Source organism: Butyrivibrio sp. M55 (assembly GCF_900116865.1).
Taxonomy (GTDB): domain Bacteria; phylum Bacillota; class Clostridia; order Lachnospirales; family Lachnospiraceae; genus Butyrivibrio.
On record NZ_FPCD01000008.1, the window covers coordinates 51478 to 78106 of the forward strand.

At 40.4% G+C, this 26629-nt stretch carries 22 protein-coding genes; 17 read left to right on the top strand and 5 right to left on the bottom strand.

What is annotated here, in order from left to right; genetic code table 11:
* Positions 1 to 275: 275 nt before the first annotated feature.
* From BM398_RS10205 to BM398_RS10240, 8 genes are all read left to right on the top strand, one after another.
* A complete protein-coding gene (locus tag BM398_RS10205; RefSeq protein WP_092337571.1) occupies positions 276 to 1616 on the top strand; it encodes an ABC transporter substrate-binding protein in 1341 nt (446 codons plus the stop codon).
* Between the two features lie 115 nt (positions 1617 to 1731).
* On the top strand, positions 1732 to 2586 hold the full coding sequence (locus BM398_RS10210) for a carbohydrate ABC transporter permease (protein ID WP_092337572.1): 855 nt from the start codon (positions 1732 to 1734) through the stop codon (positions 2584 to 2586).
* Positions 2586 to 3434, top strand: a complete 849-nt coding sequence (locus BM398_RS10215) for a carbohydrate ABC transporter permease (protein ID WP_092337573.1) — start codon at positions 2586 to 2588, stop codon at positions 3432 to 3434. Before BM398_RS10210 ends, BM398_RS10215 begins: the two co-directional genes overlap by 1 nt.
* Positions 3435 to 3456: 22 nt before the next feature.
* Positions 3457 to 4470: a LacI family DNA-binding transcriptional regulator gene (locus BM398_RS10220; protein ID WP_092337574.1), complete on the top strand. Its 1014-nt coding sequence runs from the start codon at positions 3457 to 3459 to the stop codon at positions 4468 to 4470.
* 52 nt (positions 4471 to 4522) lie between these two features.
* Positions 4523 to 6010 carry a 4-alpha-glucanotransferase gene (gene malQ, locus BM398_RS10225; RefSeq protein WP_092337575.1) on the top strand — a complete coding sequence of 496 codons (1488 nt, stop codon included), beginning with the start codon at positions 4523 to 4525 and terminating at the stop codon, positions 6008 to 6010.
* A gap of 18 nt (positions 6011 to 6028) precedes the next feature.
* Entirely contained in the window at positions 6029 to 8284 is a 2256-nt protein-coding gene (locus tag BM398_RS10230; protein ID WP_242949801.1) for a glycogen/starch/alpha-glucan phosphorylase, read from the top strand.
* Between the two features lie 175 nt (positions 8285 to 8459).
* The gene (locus BM398_RS10235; RefSeq protein ID WP_092337576.1) at positions 8460 to 10103 is read left to right on the top strand and encodes a sensor domain-containing phosphodiesterase; all 1644 of its coding nucleotides are present in this window, start codon (positions 8460 to 8462) and stop codon (positions 10101 to 10103) included.
* Between the two features lie 47 nt (positions 10104 to 10150).
* Positions 10151 to 10888 (top strand): hypothetical protein, encoded by a 738-nt coding sequence (locus BM398_RS10240; protein ID WP_092337577.1) that lies wholly within the window; start codon positions 10151 to 10153, stop codon positions 10886 to 10888.
* A 57-nt stretch (positions 10889 to 10945) separates the two neighbouring features.
* Here BM398_RS10240 and BM398_RS10245 read toward each other — a convergent pair whose 3' ends face one another.
* A complete protein-coding gene (locus tag BM398_RS10245; protein ID WP_026654189.1) occupies positions 10946 to 11191 on the bottom strand; it encodes a hypothetical protein in 246 nt (81 codons plus the stop codon).
* A 348-nt stretch (positions 11192 to 11539) separates the two neighbouring features.
* Between BM398_RS10245 and BM398_RS10250 the strand changes: the two genes are divergently transcribed.
* The 3 genes from BM398_RS10250 to BM398_RS10260 all read left to right on the top strand — a co-directional run bounded on the left by BM398_RS10250 (position 11540) and on the right by BM398_RS10260 (position 14657).
* A complete protein-coding gene (locus BM398_RS10250; RefSeq protein WP_092337578.1) occupies positions 11540 to 12382 on the top strand; it encodes a DUF3737 family protein in 843 nt (280 codons plus the stop codon).
* Complete coding sequence (locus BM398_RS10255; RefSeq protein WP_092337579.1) at positions 12379 to 13209, top strand: patatin-like phospholipase family protein; 831 nt, start codon at positions 12379 to 12381, stop codon at positions 13207 to 13209. Before BM398_RS10250 ends, BM398_RS10255 begins: the two co-directional genes overlap by 4 nt.
* Before the next feature lie 251 nt (positions 13210 to 13460).
* The gene (locus BM398_RS10260) at positions 13461 to 14657 is read left to right on the top strand and encodes an ATP-binding protein (RefSeq protein WP_092337580.1); all 1197 of its coding nucleotides are present in this window, start codon (positions 13461 to 13463) and stop codon (positions 14655 to 14657) included.
* Between the two features lie 247 nt (positions 14658 to 14904).
* On the opposite strand, the gene BM398_RS10265 is transcribed toward BM398_RS10260, so the two are convergent.
* The 3 genes from BM398_RS10265 to BM398_RS10275 are packed head-to-tail and all read right to left on the bottom strand — an operon-like array spanning position 14905 to position 18294.
* The gene (locus tag BM398_RS10265) at positions 14905 to 16167 is read right to left on the bottom strand and encodes a substrate-binding domain-containing protein (RefSeq protein WP_092337581.1); all 1263 of its coding nucleotides are present in this window, start codon (positions 16165 to 16167) and stop codon (positions 14905 to 14907) included.
* A gap of 12 nt (positions 16168 to 16179) precedes the next feature.
* On the bottom strand, positions 16180 to 17112 hold the full coding sequence (locus BM398_RS10270; protein WP_092337582.1) for an HD-GYP domain-containing protein: 933 nt from the start codon (positions 17110 to 17112) through the stop codon (positions 16180 to 16182).
* Positions 17113 to 17145: 33 nt separating this feature from the next.
* A complete protein-coding gene (locus BM398_RS10275) occupies positions 17146 to 18294 on the bottom strand; it encodes a GGDEF domain-containing protein (protein WP_092337583.1) in 1149 nt (382 codons plus the stop codon).
* A gap of 182 nt (positions 18295 to 18476) precedes the next feature.
* On the opposite strand from BM398_RS10275, the gene BM398_RS10280 reads away from it, so the two are divergent.
* Positions 18477 to 20027, top strand: a complete 1551-nt coding sequence (locus BM398_RS10280) for a hypothetical protein (protein ID WP_092337584.1) — start codon at positions 18477 to 18479, stop codon at positions 20025 to 20027.
* A 322-nt stretch (positions 20028 to 20349) separates the two neighbouring features.
* Here BM398_RS10280 and BM398_RS10285 read toward each other — a convergent pair whose 3' ends face one another.
* Complete coding sequence (locus BM398_RS10285) at positions 20350 to 21663, bottom strand: IS30 family transposase (protein ID WP_092337585.1); 1314 nt, start codon at positions 21661 to 21663, stop codon at positions 20350 to 20352.
* Positions 21664 to 21951: 288 nt separating this feature from the next.
* Here BM398_RS10285 and BM398_RS10290 point away from each other — a divergent pair, with 288 nt between their 5' ends.
* The 5 genes from BM398_RS10290 (at position 21952) to BM398_RS10310 (ending at position 26517) form a co-directional block, all read left to right on the top strand.
* Entirely contained in the window at positions 21952 to 22341 is a 390-nt protein-coding gene (locus tag BM398_RS10290; RefSeq protein WP_092337586.1) for a GIY-YIG nuclease family protein, read from the top strand.
* Positions 22342 to 22606: 265 nt separating this feature from the next.
* Positions 22607 to 23377: a hypothetical protein gene (locus tag BM398_RS10295; protein ID WP_207648074.1), complete on the top strand. Its 771-nt coding sequence runs from the start codon at positions 22607 to 22609 to the stop codon at positions 23375 to 23377.
* 152 nt (positions 23378 to 23529) lie between these two features.
* Positions 23530 to 23664: a DUF4357 domain-containing protein gene (locus BM398_RS10300; RefSeq protein WP_207648075.1), complete on the top strand. Its 135-nt coding sequence runs from the start codon at positions 23530 to 23532 to the stop codon at positions 23662 to 23664.
* A 25-nt stretch (positions 23665 to 23689) separates the two neighbouring features.
* A complete protein-coding gene (locus BM398_RS10305) occupies positions 23690 to 24382 on the top strand; it encodes a hypothetical protein (protein WP_092337588.1) in 693 nt (230 codons plus the stop codon).
* Positions 24383 to 24555: 173 nt separating this feature from the next.
* Positions 24556 to 26517, top strand: a complete 1962-nt coding sequence (locus BM398_RS10310; RefSeq protein ID WP_175531910.1) for a reverse transcriptase domain-containing protein — start codon at positions 24556 to 24558, stop codon at positions 26515 to 26517.
* Positions 26518 to 26629: the final 112 nt, after the last annotated feature.

The following is a 26629-nucleotide window of genomic DNA, read 5'->3' on the forward strand; positions in this document are numbered from 1 at the left end:
ATAAAAAATCAACGCGTTATCTCAATAAAGAAAATTGGAACAAAACGGGCGGTTCCAAAAATATTTCGAATTATTTTTTCACAAAATCACCAAAAATAATGTAACAAACTTGTAAAAAAGAGAGGAAATAATACTTTTGCACAATATGTACTTGCAAAGTGTTATAAAGTGTTGTAAATTTGCACTATAAGAAATTGGAAACGATACCACAAGGATGTGACATATATCGTGGGTAAGTAAAAAACTGATCCTAAGAATTAAGGAGGGAAAGAAACATGAAAATGAAGAAGTTTTTTGCAATGGGGCTGAGCGCAGTGCTTTCGCTCGGAGTACTTGCCGGATGTGGAAACACTGGAACCGCTACAAGCGCAGGCACAGACGGTAGCACAGACACGACTGCATCTGCAGCTGCAGCAAATGGTGCCGCAGGCAAGGTATATTATCTCAACTTCAAACCTGAACAGGATCCTCAGTGGCAGGAACTTGCAAAGACTTATACCGAGAAGACAGGAGTACCGGTAACAGTTGTAACAGCAGCTTCAGGTGAGTATGAGACAACTCTTATGAGTGAGATGGCTAAGTCTGATGCGCCTACATTGTTCCAGGTTAACGGTCCTGTAGGTCTTGCAAACTGGAAAGATTATTGCTACGATCTTTCTTCTGCTCCTATAGCAAATGAACTTACAAGTGATGCTTTCGCACTTAAGGACGGAGATGCAACTTATGGTATAGCTTATGTAATAGAGTCCTACGGAATCATTACAAATAAAAAACTTCTTGAGAAGGCTGGATATAAGGTAGAGGATATCAACAGCTTTGATAAGCTTAAGGAAGTGGCTGATGATATTCAGGCAAGAAAAGGAGAGCTTGGTGTAAAAGGTGCTTTCGCATCAACAGGTATGGATGGTTCATCTGACTGGAGATTCAAGACTCACCTTGCAAACCTTCCCATCTACTATGAGTATCAGAAAGATGGTATCGGTTCAACAGACGCTATCAAGGGAGAATTCCTTGATAAGTATAAAGCAGTATTTGATCTTTACATCACAGATTCTACTTGCGATCCCAAAGAGCTTGCAGCAAAGACAGGTGATGACGCAAGAGCTGAATTTGTAAACGGTGAAGCAGTATTCTATCAGAACGGTTCTTGGGAGTACAGCTCTTTATCAGAGAAATTCTCTGATGACGATCTTGCAATGATCCCTATCTACTTTGGTGTTGATGATGCTAAGCAGGGACTTTGCACAGGTACAGAGAACTTCTGGTGTGTAAACAAAGAGGCTGCTCAGGAAGATATCGATGCAACTCTTGAGTTCATCAACTGGTGCGTAACAAGCGAAGAAGGCACTAAGTGCATGGGTGAAGATATGGGATTTGTAATTCCTTTCAAGAAAGCAGTAGAGTCTAAGAACGTATTCGTAAAGCAGGATAACGAGATCACTGCTTCAGGTAAGACTCCTGTTTCATGGAACTTCCCTACAATGCCTTCAGAGAACTGGAAGAACGGAGTTGGTTCAGCGCTTACAGCTTATGCTGCAGGAACAGGTGACTGGGACGGCGTAGTAACTGCATTTGTAGATGGCTGGAAGACAGAGTATGCTCTTTCTGCTCATTAAGACATAACAGATTCTGTATTTCCGGACTGCTTACCACAGCCCGGAAATGCAGTTTGATCCTTACATAGTTTGCTCCTGTAACGACAAACGGTAAGATCACAAGGAGAAATATTTTATGATAGGTAAAATGACCAAAAAGTATTGGCCGATATTTATTCTTCCGACATTTGCAGCATTTTTGATCGGATTTGTATGGCCCTTTATATGGGGTATATACCTTTCTTTTTGTAAATTTACGACTGTCGGAAACGTTAAGTTTGTTGGATTCGACAACTACAAAAACATTTTTATCGATAACACATTTACACATGCATTTGGATTCTCGGTGAAATTTACGATTGTTTCATCTGTCCTCATCAATCTGCTCGCATTTATTGTGGCACTTTTGCTTACAAGGGGACTTAAGGGAACCAATATTTTCAGAACGGTATTTTTTATGCCAAACCTCATCGGAGGAATCGTACTCGGCTATATCTGGCAGACAATATTAAACGGTGTTCTGTCGGTGATGGGGCAGCCGCTTTTGCAGCTCTCTGAAAAGAACGGCTTCTGGGGAATGATCATCCTGCTTTGCTGGCAGCAGATCGGATATATGATGATCATATACATTGCCGGACTTAACAATGTGTCTCCCGATTATATCGAGGCGGCAAAGATTGACGGGGCAACTGATTTTGAGACACTTATCAAGATTAAAGTGCCGATGATCATGCCTTCAATTACAATATGTACATTTTTGACACTTACAAACGGCTTTAAGATGTTCGATCAGAATATATCACTTACAGCCGGTGAACCTGCAAAGAATTCCCAGCTGCTTGCACTTAATATCTATGATACTTTCTATGCAAGAAGCGGACCTCAGTGGAAGGGAATAGGCCAGGCAAAGGCAGTAGTTTTCTTCCTGGTAGTTGTGATCATCTCATTGATCCAGCTTAAATTTACAAGATCAAAGGAGGTGCAGGCATAATGGATAAAAAGAAAAAATTATCTCCGCAGAACATTGCTTTGACTGTTCTGTTATCGCTTGTATCACTCGTTTGGATCTATCCTGTTTTTAATATCGTGATAAATTCACTTAAAGAAAACAGATTTATCACAACAGCCGGAGTTTTCGAACTTCCAAAAAGCGAGTCTTTTATAGGAATAGCAAACTATATAGAGAGCATCAACGGAATGGACTTTTTACGTTCCTTTTGGTATTCTCTGATTATCACGGTTAGCTCGGTGTGCCTGATAATGCTGTGCTGCTCAATGGCGGCCTGGTATGTTGTCAGGGTAAATAATCTGTTTGCCAAGATATTTTATTATCTTTGCATTTTCAGTATGGTAGTTCCTTTCCAGATGGTTATGTTCACTCTGGCGAACACCGCTGACAGACTTCATTTGAACACACCTTACAATATCTGCGTGATCTATCTGGGCTTTGGCGCAGGACTTGCGGTATTCATGTTCTCAGGTTTCGTTCGTTCGATTCCGCTTGAGATTGAAGAAGCTGCTATGATCGACGGATGCAGTCCGTTGCAGATTTATTTTCATATAATCATTCCAATCCTTAAGCCGACGATCATTTCAACGGCGATTCTGGATACCATGTGGGTTTGGAACGACTATCTGTTGCCTACACTTGTTTTGGACATCAAGAAGTATCGTACCATTCCGATGGCAATCCAGTATTTCAGAGGGAGCTTTGGAACGGTTAATATGGGAGCCATGATGGCTAGCATCGTGATAGATATAGTACCGATCATCGTTTTGTACCTGATATGTCAGAAATACATCATTGAGGGTGTTGTAGCAGGAGCGGTGAAAGGATAATCACACGAAAAGGAAAACAGTTATGACCATCAAAGACATAGCAAAAGAATCGGGATACGGCGTAGGAACAGTTTCCCGAGTACTTAATAACAATCCCAATGTTAGCAAGAAGGCTAGGGACAGGATCATGGAAGTGGTCAATGCCCATAATTATCAGCCTAACGCCAATGCGCGTCATCTTAAGATGCAGGCGCAGCAGGGCATAGCTATCATTGTAAAGGGCGCGCAGAACCTTCTTTTCAGCAGTATTCTTGAAAAAATGAATCCTGTAATAGAAGAGCGCGGCTATATAAGCTATGTTACTTACATCGATCAGGATGCCAATGAGATTGTTGAGGCAGCCAAGCTTATCGAGGACAAAAAGCCTCAGGGCCTGATCTTTCTTGGATCTAACTTTGACCAGTACGGTGTAGAGGAAATTGAGACACTGAATCTTCCGTGCGTTACGGTAACCAGTAACTCTATTTCTTATAATTTAAAAAATCTGTCCTCTTTATCAATCGATGATACCGCTGCGGCTATGTACGTTATGGATTACCTCCATCAGTGCGGCCATGAGCATATCGGCATCATCGGTGGTGATCCCTATCTGTCGAGCCCTGTACAGGCGCGTCTTATGGGATGCAGGATGGCTATGATCCATGTAGATGGTCAGCTGGATATGGATAAACAATATGCCTATTCACGTTTCTCAATGGAGAGCGGATATAAGGCAGCAAAAGAACTTATTGCAAAATACCCCGAGATGACGGCGGTGTTTGCAATGAGTGATATTATCGCTATGGGTGCGATCAGAGCATTTTGCGATATGGGTAAAAGAGTACCCGAAGACATTTCCGTTGTGGGCTTTGATGGAATCAGCTCCGCGGAGTACTTTGTACCCAGGCTTGCGACCGTAAGACAGAATGCGGAGCGCTTTGCCGTAAGAGGTGCGGAAATAGTGATCTATGCGATCGAATCGGGCGGTCAGGCCGTCCACGAGATCATTCCTTTTGAGTTTCAAAAGGGAGAGAGCGTTAAAGTTCTGAAGAAGTAATTATAAAATAAGCGCTCTCATAGGTCTGCATAAATCGGAGGACATAAAATAAATGAGAGCAGGCGGGGTGTTAATGCCCATAACCAGCCTTTCCTCGCCACATGGCATCGGAAGCATGGGGAAGGAAGCATATGAATTTGTGGATTTTTTACGGGATGCGGGACAGACTTACTGGCAGCTCTTGCCAATCTGCCCTACAAGCTACGGCGACAGCCCGTATCAGAGTTTTTCCACATTTGCGGGTAATCCGTATTTGATCGATCCGGAGAAGCTGATCGAAGACGGATATCTTTTCAGAAATGAACTTGACAGTATTGATTGGGAGACGACGCCTGACCGTGTGAATTATGAGGTCATGTATAAAAAGCGTTTCCCGATGCTGAAAAAGGCAGTAACGCGATTCTTGGAAAATCCCGAGAAGGAATATGAGAAGTTTATAGAGGATAACGGATTTTGGATTGAAGACTATGCATTGTTCATGGCGCTCAAGGATGCTCACGGCGGAAAGTCGTGGCAGATGTGGGAAGATTCTGTAAGACTGAGGGAAAAAGATACATTGGAACAGATGTGTCGGGAATACAGGCAGCAGATCGATTTTTGGAAGGCAGTGCAATATCTTTTCAAAAAACAATGGGATAAGCTTAAAGCATATGCCAACGAAAACGGTATTTTCCTTATCGGTGACCTGCCAATCTATGTAGCACTTGACAGTTCAGACGTCTGGTCAAGACCTTCCCAGTTTCAACTTGATAAAGATCTGATACCGACCGAAGTGGCAGGATGTCCGCCTGATGGTTTTTCTGCTGACGGACAGCTATGGGGCAACCCTCTGTTTGATTGGGATGCGATGAAAAAAGACGGCTACTCATGGTGGATAAAGAGAATCGAACATATCTTTTCTCTGTTCGATGTTCTAAGGATTGACCACTTCAGAGGATTTGCCGGATACTACGCGATTCCTTACAAGGATAAGAATGCAAGGAACGGCAGATGGAGAAAAGGGCCGGGCATGGATCTTTTTAAACATATTGAAAAGAAGCTTGGCCGCAGGAAGATTATTGCGGAGGATCTCGGATTCTTAACGCCCGATGTAAGGGAACTTTTGAAAGAATGCGGATATCCCGGAATGAAGGTGCTTGAGTTTGCGTTTGACTCGAGAGACGGAGACGGGAATGATTACAGACCCTACCGTTATCCCGAAAAGTGCATAGCATATGTGGGAACACATGATAACGATACGGCTTGCGGATGGATGAAGACTGCACCATACAAGGACCGCCGCATAGCCAAGGAATATCTTGGATTGTCGGGCCGGGAAGGCTATAACTGGGGAATGATGCGTGCTATCTGGGCAAGTAGGGCAGATACGGCTATCGTGACTTCTCAGGATCTTCTGGGACTTGGCAGCGAAGCGAGGATGAATATCCCTTCAACTGTAGGTAATAACTGGGTATGGCGTGCTATGCCCGGCGTGTTTGACAAGCAGCTTGCGAAAAAAATCCGCGGAAAAATGGAAATTTATGCGAGACTGCCTCAATAAGAAAAGGAGAATGGACCTTTGAATACAAAAAAACTGACAGATTATACCGGAAAGGCTCTTTGCGAGTGCTCTGTATCGGAACTTTATAATGCGCTTTTACTTATGACGCAGGAAGCTGCAGAGCATAAGGGTTATCATAACGGAAAAAAGAAACTTTACTATATTTCTGCCGAGTTTTTGATCGGTAAACTCTTATCCAATAACCTGATCAATCTTGGACTTTATGACGAGGTGAAAAAGGAACTTGCTGAAGCGGGCATAGATATCGCTGAGCTTGAAGAATGTGAGTACGAGCCGTCTCTCGGAAACGGAGGACTCGGAAGACTTGCGGCATGCTTTATTGATAGCTGTGCAACCCTCGGACTTCCTGCAGACGGTGTGGGACTTGCTTATCACTGCGGATTGTTCCGCCAGGTCTTTGCCGATAATAAGCAGGAAGAAAAGCCCGATGAGTGGCTTAAATGGGGAAAAGAAAGTTGGATGAGAAAGACCGATAAGCGCTACGAGATTGCGCTCGGCGACTTTACAGTTACAAGTGTAATGTACGAGATCGCCGTGACGGGATATGATACAGGCTGTTGCAGATTAAGGCTCTTTGATATCGATTCTGTGGATGACCGCGTTATCGGACAGGGCATATCTTTTGACAAACAGAAGTTTAAAAAGAATCTGACACTGTTCCTCTATCCCGATGACAGTGATGACTATGGAAGAATCCTTCGAATTTATCAGGAGTATTTCATGGTAAGCAATGCGGCACAACTCCTCCTCAACGAGTGCATGGAGCGTGGAAGTAATCTTCACGACCTTGCCGATTATGCCGCAGTGCAGATAAATGATACTCACCCTTCCATGGTCATCCCTGAACTTATAAGACTTCTGGAAGAAAAGGGAATAGATGAAGATGAGGCGGTTAAGATCGTTACCGATGTGTGCGGTTATACCAACCATACGATACTTGCAGAGGCGCTTGAGACCTGGCCTCGCGAGTTCCTCGAACAGGCTGTGCCTTTTCTTTTACCCATTATTGACAGACTTGATCAGCGCGTAAAAAAGGCCTACAAAGATCCTACAGTTTGGATAAGTGACAAGGACGGCAATGTTCATATGGCACATATGGATATTCACTTCTCACATTCAACAAACGGTGTGGCTGCGCTTCATACAGAGATTTTGAAAAACAGTGAGCTTAAGGCTTTCTATGATATATATCCCGAGAAGTTCAACAATAAGACCAACGGAATTACCTTCAGACGCTGGCTTTTGTCCTGTAACCCCGAGCTTGCGGATCTTATCACGAAGCGTCTTGGAAACGACTGGGTAAAGGATGCGGAGAAACTTAAGGCACTTAAGGACTTCTCTGATGATGAAGTATTTCTTGTATCACTTGCTGATATTAAGAAGAATAATAAAGAGCGCTTTGCAAATTGGCTTGAGCTTTATCAGGGAACAAAAATCGATCCCGATTCGATATTTGATGTGCAGTCAAAGAGACTTCATGAGTATAAGAGGCAGCAGCTTAACCTTTTGTGGATCATCCATACTTTGCAGGAAATCAGAAAAGGCAAGGTTCCCGCGCACAAGATCACATGTATCTTCGGAGCCAAGGCAGCGCCTGCATATACAATAGCCAAGGATATCATTCATGCAATCCTTTGTCTTTCCGAGATTATTGCAAAAGACGAGAAGGCAAGCAAATATCTTCAGGTTGTAATGATCGAGAACTACAATGTTACGGCGGCTGAAAAGCTCATTCCTGCCTGTGATATCTCAGAGCAGATCTCACTTGCTTCAAAGGAAGCTTCGGGAACCGGCAATATGAAGTTCATGTTAAACGGAGCGGTGACTCTGGGAACAATGGATGGTGCGAATGTTGAGATCGCAGATCTTGTAGGAAAAGATAATATCTTTACCTTCGGACTTTCTTCGGACGAAGTTATTAAGCACTATGAGAAAGCTGATTACGTTGCCAAGGATTATTACGAAAAAGACCCTGCTTTGAAAGAGGCTGTGGACTTCCTGACCGGCAAGGAGATGCTTGCTGTCGGTGATAAGAAGAATCTGACAAGACTTTACAAAGAGCTTGTCGGAAAAGACTGGTTCATGACATTCCCTGATTTTAAGGATTATTGCAAGGTTAAGAGCAAGGTACTTAAGGCATATGCGGATGAAAAGAACTGGCGCAAGATGACACTTGCAAATATCGCAAATGCAGGATTCTTCTCATCAGACAGAACAATAGGGCAGTACAATGACGAGATCTGGCATCTGTAAATAAATAGATAAGTATATGAAAGAGGCAATAGTAAATGGACTGTTGCTTCTTTTTTTATGCAAGCAAATCTCTTAGATGATATAATGTTAATAGATGTGCCAAATAACATTGGTTAAGGCTTGAATTCTGGGGCACCTTCTTATAAAAGATTATCGGAAAGAGGTAGGAAGCGGGATGTCAGGAGGAGTGTACGATACAATCAACAGGATTTTCGATACCTTTGCGGTAACGTCGAGAAGCCGATATGTATATGTCTATGACATGGCAAAAAATATCTCGAGGTGGTCACTTAACGCTGTTGATTACTTCGGGCTTACAAGCGAGTATATTTATAATGCATCGGCTGTGTGGGAGAGCAAGATTCACCCTGATGACAGAGAAAAGTATAACGAGTATCTCAAGCAGGTTTTTGTCGGTGTTAAGCTTGATCCCAATTTTGAATACAGGGCAAGGAACAAAAACGGTGAGTACGTTGCGTGCTCATGCAGGGGCGTCGTAATAAAAGACTATGTCGGAAAGCCCTCTTTTTACGCATGTTCTATAACAAACAAAGGAATAATAAACAACAACGATCCGATAACTCTTTTGCCCAACCAGTATGAAATGTTGAACGACATGAGAAGTCTTAAGAATAGTAAAAAGACCTATGCCGTTCTTATGATCAATTTCATCGACTTTGGTGATGTCAACAGGCGTTACGGATATATGACCGGTAACAGCGTGCTCAGGGCGCTTGCGACTAAGCTTGCGACGGACGGCGCACCGGTAGGAAAGGCATACAGAGGCGAGGGAACGATCCTTGCGCTTATCAGCGAGAACATAGATCTTGAGCCGCTTAAAAGACTCTTTATGAGGCTTAAGACTTATTCAAGAGAAGGTATAATGGTCGAAGGAAAGCGCGTTGTCAATGAACTTGGCGGCGGCATAATAATCGCGACCGATTTTGATATAGACGAGCATTCGATTTATACGAGCGCGAAGTATGCGCTTAATTATTCCAAGACGCAGAAGCACGGAAATCTTATGGTTTTCCAGAACGATACGGCGGAAAGCAATAAGAGTAACATGGCTCTTGTAAATGAAGTAAGAAACAGCGTCATAAACGGATATCACGGCTTCTATCTTGAGTATCAGCCGATTTTTTCGGTTACCGACAATCAGCTTGTGGGAATGGAAGTGTTCGTAAGATGGGAAAAAGAACCTTTCGGCTCGGTTTCGCCATCGGAGTTCATCCCGTGGCTTGAGCAGGACCCTGTTTTCTATGCGCTTGGAAACTGGATTCTTGAGACGGCGCTCGGAGAGGCACTTGAGATAAAGAGAAGTCAAAAGGATTTTTACCTCAGTGTAAACCTTGCATTTATGCAGCTTGAAAGATCCGAGTTTAGAACAGTTCTTTTGGAAATCCTAAGAAGAACGGGATATCCGGCAACAGGCCTGTGCCTTGAGCTTACAAACAGCAGCAGTCAGCTTGGAATGGAACATCTAAAGAGCCAGATAGAATTCCTTAAGTCATGCGGACTTAAGATAGGACTTGATGCGTCAGACTTTGCGGCAATGGATCTTGTAAGGCATCTGCCGATAGACCTTATCAATCTCGTTCCTTCAATGACGGCGGGAATGGAAAACAATATTACTTCCAAGTACATGGTGGAAGCCGTTACTTCTTTTGCCCACAGACTTAATATAAGAACGTGTTTCACAGGCATAGAGGATGAGGAGACGCTTAAGATTGCCAAGCAGTATCCAATCTCTGATATGATGGGATATTATTTCGGACATCCGTGCAGGATAGAGGAGTTTAAGAAAGAGTACCTTTGATATAATTGCAGATAGTGAGCATAGATTGGAATTAAGAAAGGATTACGATGAGCAGAACCTTTCGTTATATTCAAAATGATGATGTTCTTAAGTCTTTCATAAAGTTTAGGGATACCATTCTGATTGAAAGACCGGTGGTTATTGCGCGTCACGGAGACTACAGCCTTACTATGACAAGAGTTTCCGACAATTCACTTAAGCTTACTATTGTTAATACGGAAAAGAAAAAGAAAGTTTTCAGCAGGACTTACGATGTAGATAAGACTACAGATGCGCTTGTTTCCAGGGGAACGAGGCATGCTTGCCAGAAGATGGCTGAGCTTAGCGATGAAGAGGTTGACAGAAAAAGGCTCCAGATCTGGAAATGGTATGTACTTGACTGGCAGGAAGAGAACATCGATAAGGACGGCGAAATCCTGAAAGCTGAGATTACCTGGGAGGATTATGTCGATAAGACCAAGAACGACGTGCTTGATATCGAGGCTTTTCTCCACGGTGATTATCTGAACCTCGGAAATACGCTGATGCTTATAGAAAAGTATATGCCGGATGCCGGACATCGCGATATGTTCAGGAAATTCGCAATTGAAGACATTATGGAGATGACGAGCGAAGATACTAAGGACAAGTCGATCGCGGAGGCTGAAAACAGGGTTCAGGCAGAAGAAGTCAAAAAGCACACTTATCAATTTACGGTAAGTGTCGAAGCTACGGACAAAGAGCACGCAAGACAGGCGCTGTTATTCTATCTTGCGGGAGATGAGAGAATAAAAGTACAAAAATAAAGCACCAACCTTTTCATAATAAAAGATTGATGCTTTCTTTATTTGGAACTGAACTAATCACCTGATTTTAACGAACGCTAATGCTTTTTTCTCTGTATTATTCTCCTTCCTGTGGATAAGCTCCGTTGTATGTACGGTGTACTCTGAAGTGTATTCTTCATCCGATACATTTCCGGCTCCCATCATATCGAGTGCTTTGAATTTGCCGTAGGAAAGGTTCTGCTCTTTTGCCTTAATTGCATCTGCCATGATCTCGATGCAACTTTGGCTGATGTTATTTTTGGCCTTAGCTGAACGTCTCATTTTTTTTCCTCCTCATCTCATAAGAAATATTCAATTCATAAGAAATAAAATTACTAAATGATTTGCTTGTAAATTAATAGGCCCCTCAACCTATTGTGGTTTTATTACAAGATTTCATTCAATGAATACATTATATACTATTTATCATAGAAATAATAGTGATATTTAGCCACTTTAACCCGTTAAAATATAAAAATTTTATGAAATTATCTTTCTGTTTCACGTAAGGAAAACGACGCTTACACAAAATAGAGTGTTTTTGCACCTGCTTGCATTTAATTTTAAATTGTTTACAATATAATGTGATTCGAAGTTTTTTGTTTTTATTAGGTTGATTATGAGGTTTATATGAAGAATATAGTAGAGAACAAGCAGTTTGACGAGGAGAGAGCTCTTTATAATCTCACAGATGCAGAGGTTAGGAATTGTAGATTCGAAGGCCCTGCAGACGGCGAGTCTGCGCTTAAAGAGGCAAGGGATATAAAGGTGGAAGAGTGCAGTTTTTCCCTAAGATATCCGCTTTGGCACGTGACGAACTTTGAGATTGAGAAGTCTTCGATGAATGAATTTACGAGGGCAGCTCTCTGGTACGATCAAAACGGAAAGATAAAGGATTCCAAGCTTGGCGGTATTAAGGCGCTTAGAGAGTGCAAGGACATTGTAATAGAGAACAGCGATATCGTGTCCGAAGAGTTTGGATGGAAGTGTGATAACATCACGCTTAAAGATACGAAAGTTGAGGCGATGTATCTGTTCCTTGACAGCAAGAACCTGAAACTTGATAATGTCGAGATGAAGGGCAAATACTCTTTTCAATATGTTGAAAACATGGAAATATCAAATTGCAACTTTGATACCAAGGATGCTTTCTGGCACACCAAGAACGTTACGGTAAGAGACAGCATCGTTAAGGGTGAGTACCTTGCGTGGTATTCGGAAGGACTTACACTTATTAACTGCAAGATAATAGGAACGCAGCCGCTTTGCTACTGCAAGGACCTTAAGCTTATCGATTGTACAATGGAAGGCTGCGATCTTTCTTTTGAATATTCGGATGTAGAAGCGAGTATAATAGGTAGCATAGATTCAGTCAAGAACCCGAGATCGGGCAAAATAACAGCAGATGCCGTCGGTGAGATCATCACGGAGGCACCTGTAATAGAATGCAGCGGAGAGGTTATCATAAGATGAAAAAAGGGCTTGTTTTGGAAGGCGGAGCAATGAGAGGCATGTTCACTTGCGGCGTGCTTGATGTTTTTCTTGAAGAGGGGATAGAGTTTGACGGAGCCGTGGGAGTTTCCGCGGGAGCTACGTTTGGCTGTAATATCAAGTCAAAGCAGCACGGAAGAGCGCTCAGATATAATAAGAAGTATTGCGCGGACAAAAGATATCACAGCATCTCATCTCTTTTGACAACAGGCGACATCTACAACGTAAAGTTCTGCTACGACGAACTTCCTTACAAGCTTGATAAATGGGACATTGAGACATTCAAGAATTCACCGATGGAGTTCTACTGCGTTGCGACGGACATAATGACCGGCAAGCCCGTATATCATAAGTGCCTTACCGGGGAAAAAGATGACATAATCTGGATACAGGCATCCGCTTCAATGCCGCTTGTATCAAGACCTGTAGACATAGCCGGCGGCAAATACTTAGACGGCGGAATATCAGATTCCATCCCGCTTAAGTTTATGGAAGAAAAGGGCTACGATAACAACCTTGTCATCGAAACCCAGCCCGTAGACTACATCAAAAAGCCTCAGTCCTACATGCCGCTCGTTCGCTTCATGCTCCGTAAATACCCCAACATGATTAAAGCGATGGAAGAGCGATACATCATGTACAACGAGGAGAAGAAGTACATTCGTGAAAAAGAGCTCGCGGGAGAAGTCAAGGTAATCCGCCCTGATGCATCTTTGAACATCAGTCCTGTCGAAAAAGATCCTGCGCAGCTTCAGCGTGTCTATGACCACGGCAGAGCCAAAGCACTTGAATACTTGTCAAAGCAGTAAATTGAGTGTTTGCTGTGGTTGCTATTCAGGCAGCTATCGCCGAGAAGAACAACAGCTTCACAGATACATTCAAGCCAAAGATATTTGATAGAGTGGATTTTATTGAGCAAATGGTGTTACCAGCGATTGATTTAGATGAATAATGAATGTTACACAGGGCAGTTATCGAAAGATAGCTGCCTTTTCATTTCGCAAATTTTAAAATTGTTTAAATTTGCGAAATGAAGTATACTAATTTTGAGGTGAAAAATATGAAACTGATTGAACGAAATTACTACTTAAATGCTCTTTTAGCGGTAAAAGATATTCCAGATATTAAAGTGATAACGGGTGTACGTAGAAGTGGGAAATCAAAACTGATGGATGCATTGATTTCTAATATTTCTAAAGATATATCTGCTAATATTGTACGCATTAAGCTTAATCTAAAAAAGAATGAGTCGATGCTTGATGGTGATAAACTATATGAGTATATTGAGCAGCAATATGATGACGAAAAAAATAACTATCTTTTTATTGACGAAGTCCAGATGTGCGATGGTTTTGAAAGGGTCATCAATAGCATATATGAAGAAGAATTGTATGACATATATCTTACTGGATCTAATGCATTCTTACTTTCAAGTGACCTTGCAACATTGTTTGGTGGAAGAGTATTTGAAGTAAAGCTTTATCCATTTTCATTTAATGAGTATTTGAAATACTTCCCATCTGATAATGTGGATGTCGCATTCGATGATTATGTAAAAAAAGGTGGTATGGCTGGTTCATATTTGTATAAGACAGAAGAAGATGCTAGAAAATATATTAATGGAATATATAGAACAACCATCACAAAGGATATAGTAACTAAGTTTAAAATCGAAAACGAAGATTTGCTTGTTATGATTGGCAATTTTTTGATGGATAATGTAGGTAACCAAACCTCAATAAGAAATGTCGCGTCTAAACTAACATCAGGTACTTATAAAACAAACGATAAAACGGTAGGGGTTTATATAGATTATTTATGTCGTTCATTTTTGTTTTATCCAATTCGGCGATATGATATTAAGGGTAAAAAATATCTTGAGTCAGATAAGAAATATTATCTTTCTGATTTATCATTTCGTTTTTCTGAATTAGGAACAAAGGATGCTGATTACGGTCATTTGTATGAAAACATAGTTGCATTGGAGCTATTGCGCAGGGGATATGAAGTATATGTTGGAAAACTATACGAGAAGGAAGTGGATTTTGTTGCTATAAAGGAAGGCGAAAAGCTATATATACAGGTTTCAGATGATATTTCTCGTGAGGAAACTTTTAAAAGGGAGATAGCTCCTCTTTTGAGTATAAAAGATGCCTATCCTAAAATGATTATCGCAAGAACAAAACATGATGAAACTCAACATGATGGTATAAGAATAGTTGATATTGCAAGATGGCTTTCTGCTTCGCGAAAATAAATTTTTTATAATAATGCGAAATAAAAAACTGTCGTAGGATATCACACCAGCATATTCTGGCAAAAGCTCATTACGTAAATAAGTAGGCGCATATTATATAAGCAACTGAATGGGCCTCTGAGCTCGTCGGTACTTATGCCGCGTTTTTTGCGGTATTAGTACCGCTACGAAGCGAGGGGAGCGAAAGCGTCCCTGAAGTTGCTTATATAATATGCGCCTACTCTTCACTACCGTAAAGCGCTTTTGCCTACTTGGATAGCAGATCCATGTAAATCTGTGCATCATCTGTCTTTATCATATTGATCGCGAATGCGTCATATTCTGACGGATCGCCCAGCTGCGAAGTAATGCTCGATTCGTCATATCCGTTGCCAATCACGATGGTAAGATCAAGATTGAGAGTGTAGGCGTACTGCTGCAGGAGCGGCTGGTACGTCTGGCTAAGGAAATCATCTTCGGTACTGTAGATGTTGAGCCACACTTTTTTCCTCGGATGTTCATTTACATTAAGCTGGTGTGATACTTCCTCATACGGCGCTCTGGGATCCAGGTGCGCCAGATAGTTTTCGTTTGTAACGGCGAGATTTAGTGCAAGGAAGGCGCGTTCCCTGTCAGCATAGTAAAAGTCTGCCTGGTTAAGAACGTTTCCTACATCGTCAGGCACACCGATTCCGGTGTTTACATCAACTCCGTCAAGACAATTTCTTAGAATGCGAAGTGTAAGGTACGCCTGAACATCGGCTCTTTGGCTGACGCTTCCGCAAAAACCGTCCTTAATTGCGGCTACGCAGTCACCGTTCGAATCATATCCAAATACAGGTACATTGTTACTGTGCGCCCAATTATCAAACATTTTTAGTCCCATTCCGTCATTGTTGGAAATAATAACATCTATGCTGTCACCAAACAGTTTTACCCATTCATCGATGGCAACACCTGCGGCGTCCGCATTCCAGGTTGCACCGTCGGGGGATGTCATCTCTTTTGACGCAAGCTCTCTTATGATATAGTCTTTTCCCGCTATCGTGGCGGTTCCGTCCGTTACAATCTTAGAACTTCCGTCTAGATTTATACCGACGGCGTCGGGAATTATCACATCATCTTTTTTCACGGCGGTTCCGCAAGCTTTTCTTGCGCCGCGTGTTCTTGCGGCGGATATATTGTGCCCTGTATCACCTATGGCGAGGACATAGCCGATGATTCCGTCGCCGTTTCTGTCAAGTGAAGCATCGCGGCCCATTATGTATTTGATGATCATCTCGCCTTGAAGCGTTGCGCCCTGCTCCATATCAACACCGACGTAGTAGACGTTCTTGTTAAAGGTTATGGCGTCGTAATCAATTTCGCCGGTCTCGCTGTTTGAAGGCTGTCTGTTGAACCAGACAACAGGCTTGTCCTTATTTGAGATATTTGCACCGGTCATCGAATTGCTTGCCGTTTCGGCGCAAGCGGAAGAAGTTACCATGCCGGCTAAGAGAAGCGGGATAATAATTTTTTTTCCAAAATTCATACGATCGTCTCCTTACAGATTGTCTTCCCTGAAATCGTTTGCGAGGAAAAGAGCCATCTTATCTTTTACACTTCTGGTGCAACCCTCGACTTTTTCGCGCGGGATCGAGCAGAATATCCTGACGATTTCCTTATCAAGCTGCGAACCTGCAGCAATCTTCAAAGAACCGATGGCATCGTCGTAGGATCTCGAGGGCTTGTAGGACCTTACCATGACTATCGCGGAATATGTGTCGGCAACGGCAATGATCCTAGATGCGAGAGGGATTTCGTCGCCTTTAAGCCCGTAGTAGCCGTTTCCGTCAATTCGTTCGTGATGGTACAAAATCCAGTCGGATATATTGTCAAAAGAGTGAATCTGCTTAAGTACCTGCACGCCGATGGCTGTGTGCTTTTTTATAAGATCCCATTCACCGCTTTCAAGCTTTCCCGGCTTGTTCAGGACTTTGCTTGGAATTCCCAGTTTTCCTACATCGAGAAAAAGAGACGCGTAGCGCAGATTCTCACATTGAATTGTCTTTTTATATTTGTACGGAAGGTAGTCATATATGAGCATGGCAATCTCCATAACGTGGATGGAGTGGCCGTCAAGGTTAGTATCGCGCGCTTCGATCATTCCGATCAGGCTCTCAGCGATCTCTTTTGTCTTGGACTTCACATTCGTTATGACTACGAACAACCAATTGGTGAAAAGAAAAAGTATCAGAGCCAGAATGATCACTACGATTCCGCTTAGGATATTGTCGCGGCTAATGAACATTGCGACTACAAAGAAAAGGCAGGTGGCTATGTACAGACCAAAAGAAGCATAGAGGATCATTTTTTTCTTGCCTTCAAACGAAGTGATAACGTCTCTGTGAAGGCTGAAAAAAGAGATGCACTCCAGCGTGGTGTAGGCCGCTATGATGATTCCGCAAAGAATAAGCGCTTTTACAACAATGATCATATCTGCACTCCTTATGGAAAAAAGAGGAAAGCTTCAGTTTATCGTGATGCGGTTTCTTCCCCGGTCTTTGGATTGATAGAGAGCTTCGTCGGCACGTTTGTAAATTAAATCCATGTCTTTGTCATCGTCTGTGACGGCGGTGACGCCCAAAGATGCGCTGATACCGCTAAGTTCACCAATCTGTACGGAATTGAGATTGGTAAGGATAGAATCTAAAATTGCTTTTACGTCATCCATGTTTTTCTGACCGCGTATGAGCATAATGTACTCATCGCCGCCGAGCCTTCCCGCTATGCTAAATTTGTCGCGCACGGCTCTTTCTGTAAAAGACCATTTCTCAAACATATCGATATTCAAGGCTTCCACTATGATGTGGGATGTCGTCTGGATTGCCTTGTCACCCATCTGATGTCCGAGTTTGTCGTTTATCTCTTTGAACTTATCAAGATCGAGCAGGCATACGGCGAGGAATTCATCGCGTCTTATCGGATCTTTTATGATCTGATCGGCTATCGCAAAAAAGCGCGCTCTGTTAAGAAGGTCCGTCAAAGTATCAAAACTTGAGCGTATCTCGAGGTCGCGCTGAATCTGAATATTTTTTTGAAGCGTGTAGAACTGTGTCATTTTATTGTGCTGGAAAAAGTAATGCAGAATAAGCGAAAGAGCAAGGAAAACAATTATATTGTACATATCAAGTTCTGCGAGTGAATGTGGTTTGAACTTGAAAGAAGTGTACAAAAAGACACTGCAATAGAAGATAAGAAGTACGGTAAATCTTATCATGGTATCGATATATGTAACGGAAAGAAGGACAACCATAACAAGATACATGGTTGCGGCAAGATAGGGCTGAGCGACCGATGAGAATATTCCGAAAACAATCAGGATGATTGAGCTTGCATGAACAAAGAATGTTGCGAATCGTATGCAGAATTTTTTGAACGCGATAATAATGACCTCAAAAATCAGCGACAGTATCATGAACGAGTAGTACATGTTGAAATTTCTTCTTGTCACGCCAAACTCGTTCATAAGACACAGAATCATAAAGGTTATGGTCATCAAAAGAAGCCAGCTGTTAATGATCAGCAGATGCGTGTAATTTGTATCATGTATGAGTTTTTTACAATCATCATAGCGATGCTTCTCGAATCCGTAGTAGTTTATCTTTTGCCAATACATAGTAGGACCTCATAGTCGGTATTGTCATCAAATTAACTATTTACAGTATAATTATACGCTATTTACAGAAAATGCGAAACAGGGAAAAGAATGAGGGGGTAGTCTGTACCAACTTTATCCCCTAAAGTGGCTTAGAATGTGATATTATTACATGTGTTATTTTATTATGTGAGGTTCCTACTATGAAAAAGACTATCGCACTTATATTATCCGCTACCATGACAATACATTTTTTCATGGCACCTTATACCTCTGTTACAGCCTGTGCAAAGGGGATTGATGATCTCAAAAACACCGGAAGCACACTGATTGATAATGCCAAAAAGACCGGTAAGACAGCGAAGGAATCGGCTGAGAAAGCAAGCAAAACCGCAAAGGATACCGCGGATACAATTTCCCAAAATGCTGAGAAAGCAGGAAAGACTGCAAAAGAAACCGCTGATACAATTTCAAAGAATGCTAAAAAGGCGGAAGAGACAACAAGACAGACTGCTGAGAAAGCAAGTAAAACCGCCAAAGATACTGCCGAAAAGGCGAGTAAGGCGGCCAAAGACACTTCCGAAAAAGCTAAGGCCGTTAGCGACACGATCAAGAAGTATGCAGCCAAGATCGACACCAAGAAATTTAAGTCGGGATGGGACTATGCTTCCAAATATACAGGAACCACGATTGCAGCGCTGAAAGGCAAAACATATGTAAACAGCGTTCAGTCTTCAATTACCGATACTTCAAGCCTTATGCAAAAAGAGCTTCTTAAGAAGGTTAACAGCAATAACGGCTTTGCTTCGAGCAATTCTGATTTCGACAGTAAATATGGCTCAAATTATTATAAAACTTCTAAGCCAAGCGCCAAGACGCAGGCAATAAATTTTTTTGAAGACTATCAAAAATACTATGTTGAGACTAAGCAAAATGGCGGAACGCCAATGAATGCCACGGAATACCTTGGCCAATACGAAAAGAAGAATCTTGATGCTATTTATGATTCGCTTTATACGGGAAAGAATAAGCCCGCTTCTTACAATAAATATGGGCTCTTAACTCCCAAATATATCCTGAAACAAGCAATCGGTGCTGGAGCTCAGGCTGCAATCATAAACACGGCCTTTGCGATAGGACCCGACGTATACGCAATTCTTGTTGATGCCGCCAAGACAGGCAAGATCGATGAAAAGAAACTGATGGAAACCGGCATAGAAGGCGTTCTCGCAGGTTCCGAAGGATTTGTCGAAGGTTCTGTCAGCAGTGCCATCGTTATCGCTTCTCAGTCCGGCAAGTTTGGCAGATCATATAAGAATCTTGCACCTGAGACAGTCGGAACGCTCACTGTTCTCATAGTAGATTCAATCCGCTATGGCTATCAGCTTTCAGTAGGACAGATCACAGAAGAGGAGTACGGAGACTTGATGGCGCAGGAGATTATAATTGCTCTTGCTTCGCAGACGACGGGTGCATTGGTACAGGCGCTCTTCCCATTCATTCCTTTCGCCTATGTCGCAGGAAGTATGGCAGGCGCAATGCTTGCTTCAGCAGGATATTCCGCAGGCAAAGACATCATATTGGAAGTCCGCGGCGAGAACGGATTCGAGACTGTTGTACCCGAGTCACATTCATCCGGCCAGTCACTTGCTACAAGCTTTATGAGCAATATCAAGCTAAAAGATACGATTTCCGAATTTAAACACAAGACAGTCGCCACGATCGGAAACGGAAAAATAAAAGTTTCAAGTTAATAGACTGCTGGGATTTTTGTATGTGGTCCTTTTGGGGACGGGGTTAGTGGACCAAAAAAGCTTTCCTAGCTGACTTGAAATTTTAAATTCCAGTGAAGAAGTAAATTCCACCGCGATTTAAAATTCATTGATTTTTAGTAATTATTTTAGGCCCATTCTGACGATTGATGGTATAATTGAGCCAACTTTCCATAAAATAACTGAAATGACTGTATGGTAAACAAGCCTCTGGACATTTCATGTGCGAGACTGAATTCCACAGGCCACATCTAAAAAATGTGAATTGTTTACTTCCAGTCTGACAGCAGGTTTTTATGTAAAGTTAATGGTTGAAGCGTATCAGCTTAGGCGTCAGATTGACCTCATCGGGTGGAATCGGTCTGAGCTGAAGCGCTTTTAGGATATCTGGGCCGTAGTTCTCCAGAGCTACATCATACGGAGTTCTGCCATTTAATATCTCTCGTGGTGTTGAATTTATATGATCTACGATTGTACGCAGATCCCATTGAGTCAGGTATTCAAAACTCGTCTTCTTGGGAAGTACCATTCGCAGCATCGTATGTACGTGCTCTATGCCGCCTTTTTGGCCACTTCTCATTGGATCGCAATAGTAAATGCTTGAGCGTACAGTTCCATCAAGCCCGTTTTCAAGAGAATCCGGATCACCAAACTCCACTCCACGGTCGGTCAGTACTGTATTGAATAATGTAAGAAAGTCATATATTCCCAGCTGGCGCTCCAGCTTGTCGAAAATGAGCTTTACAGCACCTTTAGTGCAGCGGTTCATGATAAAAGCAAGGAACAGTTTCTCGCGGGTTAGAAAAAACGTGAGTATGACTCTTTTTGATTCCTGGGAGGAATGCACAGTATCCATCTCCGTGAAATGATCGAGTTCCAAAGCTTGAAAATCGTTGTATAAACGTCCTTCAAAAACAGCTCGTTCCTTGATTTGGGTCTTGTGGACCTTACGTGGCTTGAATTTTACTTTGCGTTTAAGGTCGATGTTTCTGGCTGTGAGAATGCCATCTTCAAGGTATGTATAGAGTGTTCTTACAGACATATCAAGCTCTGGATGGTTAGTAATTATCTGATAAGGTGATTGCCCCTGATAGATAAGTGGAGTAATAACCATATCTTTTTCGTGAAGTTCATGCTTTGTGATGCTTATACCTTCTCTGGAGGATTTAAGGCATTCCTTATATTTGCGATTAGCAAATATAGCATCATAACGATACTTGTGGGCTATAGTACATCTGGTGATGGGATTAGGACATCCATTGCATACATATGGAGCTTTGGTCAGACGAATGCAGTTTTCCCTCACAAAATCCGGACACGTCTGGTTACATGTAGGGCAAGAGGAACATCTGACACCACATATGACAATCTTTCCACAGGCATTTGTTTTACCGCACTTATATCTGTGAATACAAAAGTTCTTGGCGTTGTAAAATGGACCTTTATGATACCAATCATCAAGCCTGTGAAGTCGGACCTCTTTGGATATGGTTGTTGGGTCCTTACAAAGAAATCGAGCAATATCTTTAAACGATACCCCTTCATTCAAGGATCGTTCTATGTACTTACGGTCATCAAGTGTTAAATGCTTTTGGTTACCTGGTATATATCTGCTCATAGAGCCTCCTTCTACTGCTGTCAGAAGGAAAGCTTAGAGCATACCATTAATGTGTGAAGGTTTAAACTCCACTTGTGCAAAAGTAAAATCTACCACAAGAAGTTAGAGTGGAATTTACTTTAATAATTTTCAAAAAGCTTTCCTACTACGTTAATATGTAGAGGAAAGCTTTTTATATGGTATAATTGAAGTCAGTTATAGCTTGTTTTTTCAGTGATTTAGTAATTTTATATTTTAGATTTCAGTGCACCACAGCTTTAAAAATATCAAAAAAAGCGGAGCAACTACATGACTACTGCAGATCAGACGCAAGAAATTCTTTATGTAATAACGAATCACAAATTTCCAAGCGACAATTACGGAAATGATGATTTTCTCAATAACTGGCCGATGCTCTATATCCTTGAGAATGGGAAAAAGATCTATATTGGTGAATCTACCAATGTTTCCGAAAGGATGAAGCAGCATTATAACAATCATGAGAAAAGAGAATTCAAACAAGTTCATTTTATCTATTCAGAAAGATTCAATCAGTCGGCGACATTTGACTATGAATCTAAGCTGATCCAGTTTGTTTCCGCAGATGGAAAGTTTATCATAACCAACAAAAACGATGGCATCGCCAACAAGAATTATTTCAGAAAATCTGATTATGACGATACCTTTGAACAGCTATAGAATGAGCTGATAAGCCATCGTCTCGCTGACCACTCCCTTGAGTGGATCAAAAACAGCGAGTTCTATAAATATTCTCCATTAAAAGAATTAAATAAAGTTCAACCATATAACTCTTCATCAGCGAACTATTAGTGGTTCAGATATTACGTACTTTCGTGACTGTTTCTTTGCAAAAGCAACAGTTTAGCCTTTGAGGGATTTTTCTTAAATGATATACTTAATAAAGTGGAAAACGGAGAAATAGAGGGGATTTGAGTGACACAAAATGGGTGAATTTTTTAAAAGCAATGATTATATGAGAACTATATATAAGCATAAGAACTTACCGGTATATGTAACTGATGAGTTTGATTTTTATAGATGTGTGGAATTCAATGAAAGTTTTTATGGTAAATCTGTTTATGATCTTCACGCAGGAAATTTAAGAGAATGTACAGGACGGTATTCAAAGCTTTTTCCTAACCAGCGTATTTCATATTGGGCTGATTCACCAGATACTTCTCGGGCAGAAATAAAAAAACACGGGGCGAGTAACAATATCATAACTTTTTGGGCTTATGATGATGCTACCAGTACGATTCCTATCACTGATAATGACGAGCCGTTGATTATTATTGATGGCAGAAAATGTGGAGTTCAGGAATTGATAGACAAAATAGATAATGGAATAGCGCTCACATTAAGTGAAGAGAATATGATGAAACGTATTTTGGAGCAGAAACCAGATTGTTTAGTTTATGATTCAAGAGCGTACAAGGGGGGAGAAAACTATATTTTTCTTGAAAGAGGATTCAAGAAATTAGCGGTGAGACAACTAAGACTACGTCTTGGAAATAGAAAAGCCAAGAATTCACAAACTATTGTTTGCGCGGACACCAGCGATTATATGCCGTTTGTTGCGAATTACGGATGCTGTTTAGAGCCTATAGCGCGCGTGGGGTTAAAAAGAGAATTCTTGGAATCAGAACAATATAAGTATTATATGAAGAATCATGATATTTCAGCCGATAAGTTGCGTTCAGCGTTTAGAGATTAGGAAGGTAGTATTGTTATGTATGGTAAATCGATTATAAGTCCTAGTGGAGTTATGCCCTTAAAGGATCCAGAGTATCTGACGGAAGAGTACCATCATTTGAGACAAGAGGTAAATCTTATTTTAGATTGCGACAACAACTGGAGAGTGATGGAATGATAGTTGATAGGGGGCAGCATGACTATGAGTTCAATGCTCCGCCAGTAGCCTCGGTGGTTGTAATGGGACATACTTCTAATGGTAATGTGGAGTGGGAAGATGAGAATGAAATAAAACTAAAAGATATATAATTTTATGGTTGGAGGAATTAAATAAATGGAGGCAATGAGAGATTTCCTTTCAATACTTAGAACGGATCGTAAACGAGAAATTAGTAAGTATAAGAAAAAGGATTACTTGGTATCAGATTCTTATCGGATGGTGAGAAAAATTCAAATTGAGGGGCTTTTGATTGGTGTGCAGGTAAGCTCACAAGATTACTATTTCTATTTGATAGATGATAGTCAAAATGCATATTTTTCTGTTCGTGAGTTATATAATCTTTTATTTCAGATGTCGATTAAAGAAGGAAAAAAATATGTATTAGAACTTTTGGAAAAGCAAATTAAAAACACAGAGGAGGCTGCTTTAAGATACGAAAATATAGATTATGCAATTAAGAAAACTATTATTCCAGAAGAAAATGATATGATAACAGTGGAAGATGGCTCTAGCGAAGTGAGTTATCGACAGTTATTTGTTTTGCTAAATCTAGTCCAACAAAAGAGCAATACAATGTTTGAAAATAGTCTAGGAAATGAGAGTTACAAGAACGGAATACTTCGTCTACTAATGACATTAATTGAGGCAGAGAAAGATCATGAAATTCTTCAATCTAAAGGGTGGTTTTTCGATATTGAGGAAGATAAATTCATTTATAAAGAAATTTTAAATGAAGAAGATAAAAGACGAAAAAAATATTATTTGACGGAGGAGGAAAGGGACGATATAATGTCCATAGAATCCTAGTATTCGTCGATGACGAAGTAGAAATATGGAGTTTTTATGAGTGAGAGAGAAATCAAATAATTGATTCGCTCGCTTTTCCCGTTCGCCGCATATGCTCACGGGGCTCACTCATCAATTCTTTGATTTCTTTCTCACTGTAGGATTCTTTTTTTGTGTAAAATATGAAAGAATATATGTTATTAGATCAGATTTCAATTGAACGACCTATCGTTTTTCTTTGTGGTCCTTATTACAATAAGAAGGATGATGGGGACAGAAGGAAAATTCTTAAACAGACTATTTCTAATCAGTATTCGAATAGAATATTGCCATTAATTATTGATGATTTTCTTACTGAAGAGAACATAGATGATAAGACTATTAGTATTCAGTTGATGGAAGAAATATGTGCAGCTGTTTCAGTTAAAACATATATATTTCTAGATACTTTGTCTAGTTCTGCCGAGCTAGGTATTTTTGCTAACAGCACATTTATGAATAAGATTCAGGTCTACATTCCTAAAAAGAATGATATTTATAATAAGAGTAATGTGGGATATTTTGTACGAGAAATATCTCTTAAGTCAAGACCAGATACAATAAAAGTATTGGAATATCGTCCGGGAGTAAAACGAAACGCAATAGCTTCGGATTATATTGTTGAGTTTTATTCATTTGTTGGTAATAAGCTTCCTTTGAATATTCATCAAAGCATTATTAATGATGAAGATTTAAAAGAATCAAAGGGTAAAACAAATATTGAGATTATTGAATCTGCGGATATGCCTCAGTCTCATTATCAAATTTGTTATTCGATTACTAATCAAGAATTGCAGGTTAATACATCAATAAAATTGATGTTCTATGTGACGTTGGCAATAGTTTCATGTGAATATAAAGAGCTTTTTGATAATAAGGAGTCAGATTTTAGCAAGATATCCTTGGAGGAGGTAGAGCAACAGGTCAAGGATGCATTATATAATTTAATTGAATCCAAAACATTAATTAATAAAAATGATTTAAAGAAAATCTCAGTTAAGACAGTGTTAAAACAGGAGCAGAATGATAATTTAATTAGACACATTGTTAAATTCTTACATGTTTTTAATAATAATTCAGACTATGGAGTATTACGTTTATTTAAAAATCCAATAAATAAGATAATAAAGCAAGTTATAAAAGGAAAAACTGTCTTTGATGTTATTAAACTCACGCAAGAGCAGATAGAGTTGCTTATGAAAATCAATTCTAATCCAGATTTGTATTATGAGACTATTGAGATTAGAACTGGTAATAAGGTTAGAGAAATTGTCAAATATAGAAACGATAAAAATGGTGATTCAGCCCGAAAAATACATGAAGCAATTAATCAGAGCCTAAAGAATGAATATATGTATAGCAGTAATTCTTATGCATACAAAAAAGGTGAAAATATAAAAAAATGTGTTATTAATCATTTGGATGGGATGGGATTTCTAAAATATGACATTAGGAAGTTCTTTAATAGTATATCAATAGAATTGCTAGCGAAAAAAATGATTATTGAATTTGATATTGATCCTAATTATGTTTATCAGTTAAAAAGTGTATTAATGGCATGTTCTTATAATAACCAAATTCCGCTTGGTTTTGTTACATCGCCGATATTTTCGGATATTTTTATGAAAGATGTAGATAATAAAATATGTTCAGTAGCAGAGAAGAATGATTGTATTTACACTAGATATGCTGACGATATTCTTATATCTTCGAAACAGATGATTGGTGATGATATGTATAAAAACATTGATCTTACTGTAAAAGCGACAATGTTGGAAAATGGACTGGTTACTAATGAAAAGAAAAATCAGTTTATTAATTTTGATTCTTCACATTCGTTTTTAAGATATATTGGAGTAAATATTATTCATCAACAGACTGGGAATATAATTACAGTAGGAAAAACTTATATTAATGATGTGGCAAAAGATTATATTGAATATGACCAAAAGAAAAATAATTGTCAGCAACAGTTAAACGAAGAATTATTTTATTCTAGATTAAGGATAATTGGTAAAATCGCCTTTATTAAACAAATTGAGGGGGATGTAGGTGTGGAACGACTTAAACGACGCTTGTATAAATATGATCCAAATATAGATTTTGATGCAGTTTAAATGTTTTGATGAGCCCTGTTGCACCTACATGCTCTTTATATGCGGCAACAAATTCTATTGCGGCAAAGGCAGCAGCTATAACAAGCAATACATTGGGAAAATAAAAGATAGT

Excerpts from the sequence above, each read along its gene's own strand:
- BM398_RS10205 (WP_092337571.1), top strand. The coding sequence starts at position 276 with ATGAAAATGAAGAAGTTTTTTGCAATGGGGCTGAGCGCAGTGCTTTCG.
- BM398_RS10210 (WP_092337572.1), top strand. The coding sequence starts at position 1,732 with ATGATAGGTAAAATGACCAAAAAGTATTGGCCGATATTTATTCTTCCG.
- BM398_RS10215 (WP_092337573.1), top strand. The coding sequence starts at position 2,586 with ATGGATAAAAAGAAAAAATTATCTCCGCAGAACATTGCTTTGACTGTT.
- BM398_RS10220 (WP_092337574.1), top strand. The coding sequence starts at position 3,457 with ATGACCATCAAAGACATAGCAAAAGAATCGGGATACGGCGTAGGAACA.
- malQ (WP_092337575.1), top strand. The coding sequence starts at position 4,523 with ATGAGAGCAGGCGGGGTGTTAATGCCCATAACCAGCCTTTCCTCGCCA.
- BM398_RS10235 (WP_092337576.1), top strand. The coding sequence starts at position 8,460 with ATGTCAGGAGGAGTGTACGATACAATCAACAGGATTTTCGATACCTTT.
- BM398_RS10240 (WP_092337577.1), top strand. The coding sequence starts at position 10,151 with ATGAGCAGAACCTTTCGTTATATTCAAAATGATGATGTTCTTAAGTCT.
- BM398_RS10245 (WP_026654189.1), bottom strand. The coding sequence starts at position 11,191 with ATGAGACGTTCAGCTAAGGCCAAAAATAACATCAGCCAAAGTTGCATC.
- BM398_RS10250 (WP_092337578.1), top strand. The coding sequence starts at position 11,540 with ATGAAGAATATAGTAGAGAACAAGCAGTTTGACGAGGAGAGAGCTCTT.
- BM398_RS10255 (WP_092337579.1), top strand. The coding sequence starts at position 12,379 with ATGAAAAAAGGGCTTGTTTTGGAAGGCGGAGCAATGAGAGGCATGTTC.
- BM398_RS10260 (WP_092337580.1), top strand. The coding sequence starts at position 13,461 with ATGAAACTGATTGAACGAAATTACTACTTAAATGCTCTTTTAGCGGTA.
- BM398_RS10265 (WP_092337581.1), bottom strand. The coding sequence starts at position 16,167 with ATGAATTTTGGAAAAAAAATTATTATCCCGCTTCTCTTAGCCGGCATG.
- BM398_RS10270 (WP_092337582.1), bottom strand. The coding sequence starts at position 17,112 with ATGATCATTGTTGTAAAAGCGCTTATTCTTTGCGGAATCATCATAGCG.
- BM398_RS10275 (WP_092337583.1), bottom strand. The coding sequence starts at position 18,294 with ATGTATTGGCAAAAGATAAACTACTACGGATTCGAGAAGCATCGCTAT.
- BM398_RS10280 (WP_092337584.1), top strand. The coding sequence starts at position 18,477 with ATGAAAAAGACTATCGCACTTATATTATCCGCTACCATGACAATACAT.
- BM398_RS10285 (WP_092337585.1), bottom strand. The coding sequence starts at position 21,663 with ATGAGCAGATATATACCAGGTAACCAAAAGCATTTAACACTTGATGAC.
- BM398_RS10290 (WP_092337586.1), top strand. The coding sequence starts at position 21,952 with ATGACTACTGCAGATCAGACGCAAGAAATTCTTTATGTAATAACGAAT.
- BM398_RS10295 (WP_207648074.1), top strand. The coding sequence starts at position 22,607 with ATGGGTGAATTTTTTAAAAGCAATGATTATATGAGAACTATATATAAG.
- BM398_RS10300 (WP_207648075.1), top strand. The coding sequence starts at position 23,530 with ATGATAGTTGATAGGGGGCAGCATGACTATGAGTTCAATGCTCCGCCA.
- BM398_RS10305 (WP_092337588.1), top strand. The coding sequence starts at position 23,690 with ATGGAGGCAATGAGAGATTTCCTTTCAATACTTAGAACGGATCGTAAA.
- BM398_RS10310 (WP_175531910.1), top strand. The coding sequence starts at position 24,556 with ATGTTATTAGATCAGATTTCAATTGAACGACCTATCGTTTTTCTTTGT.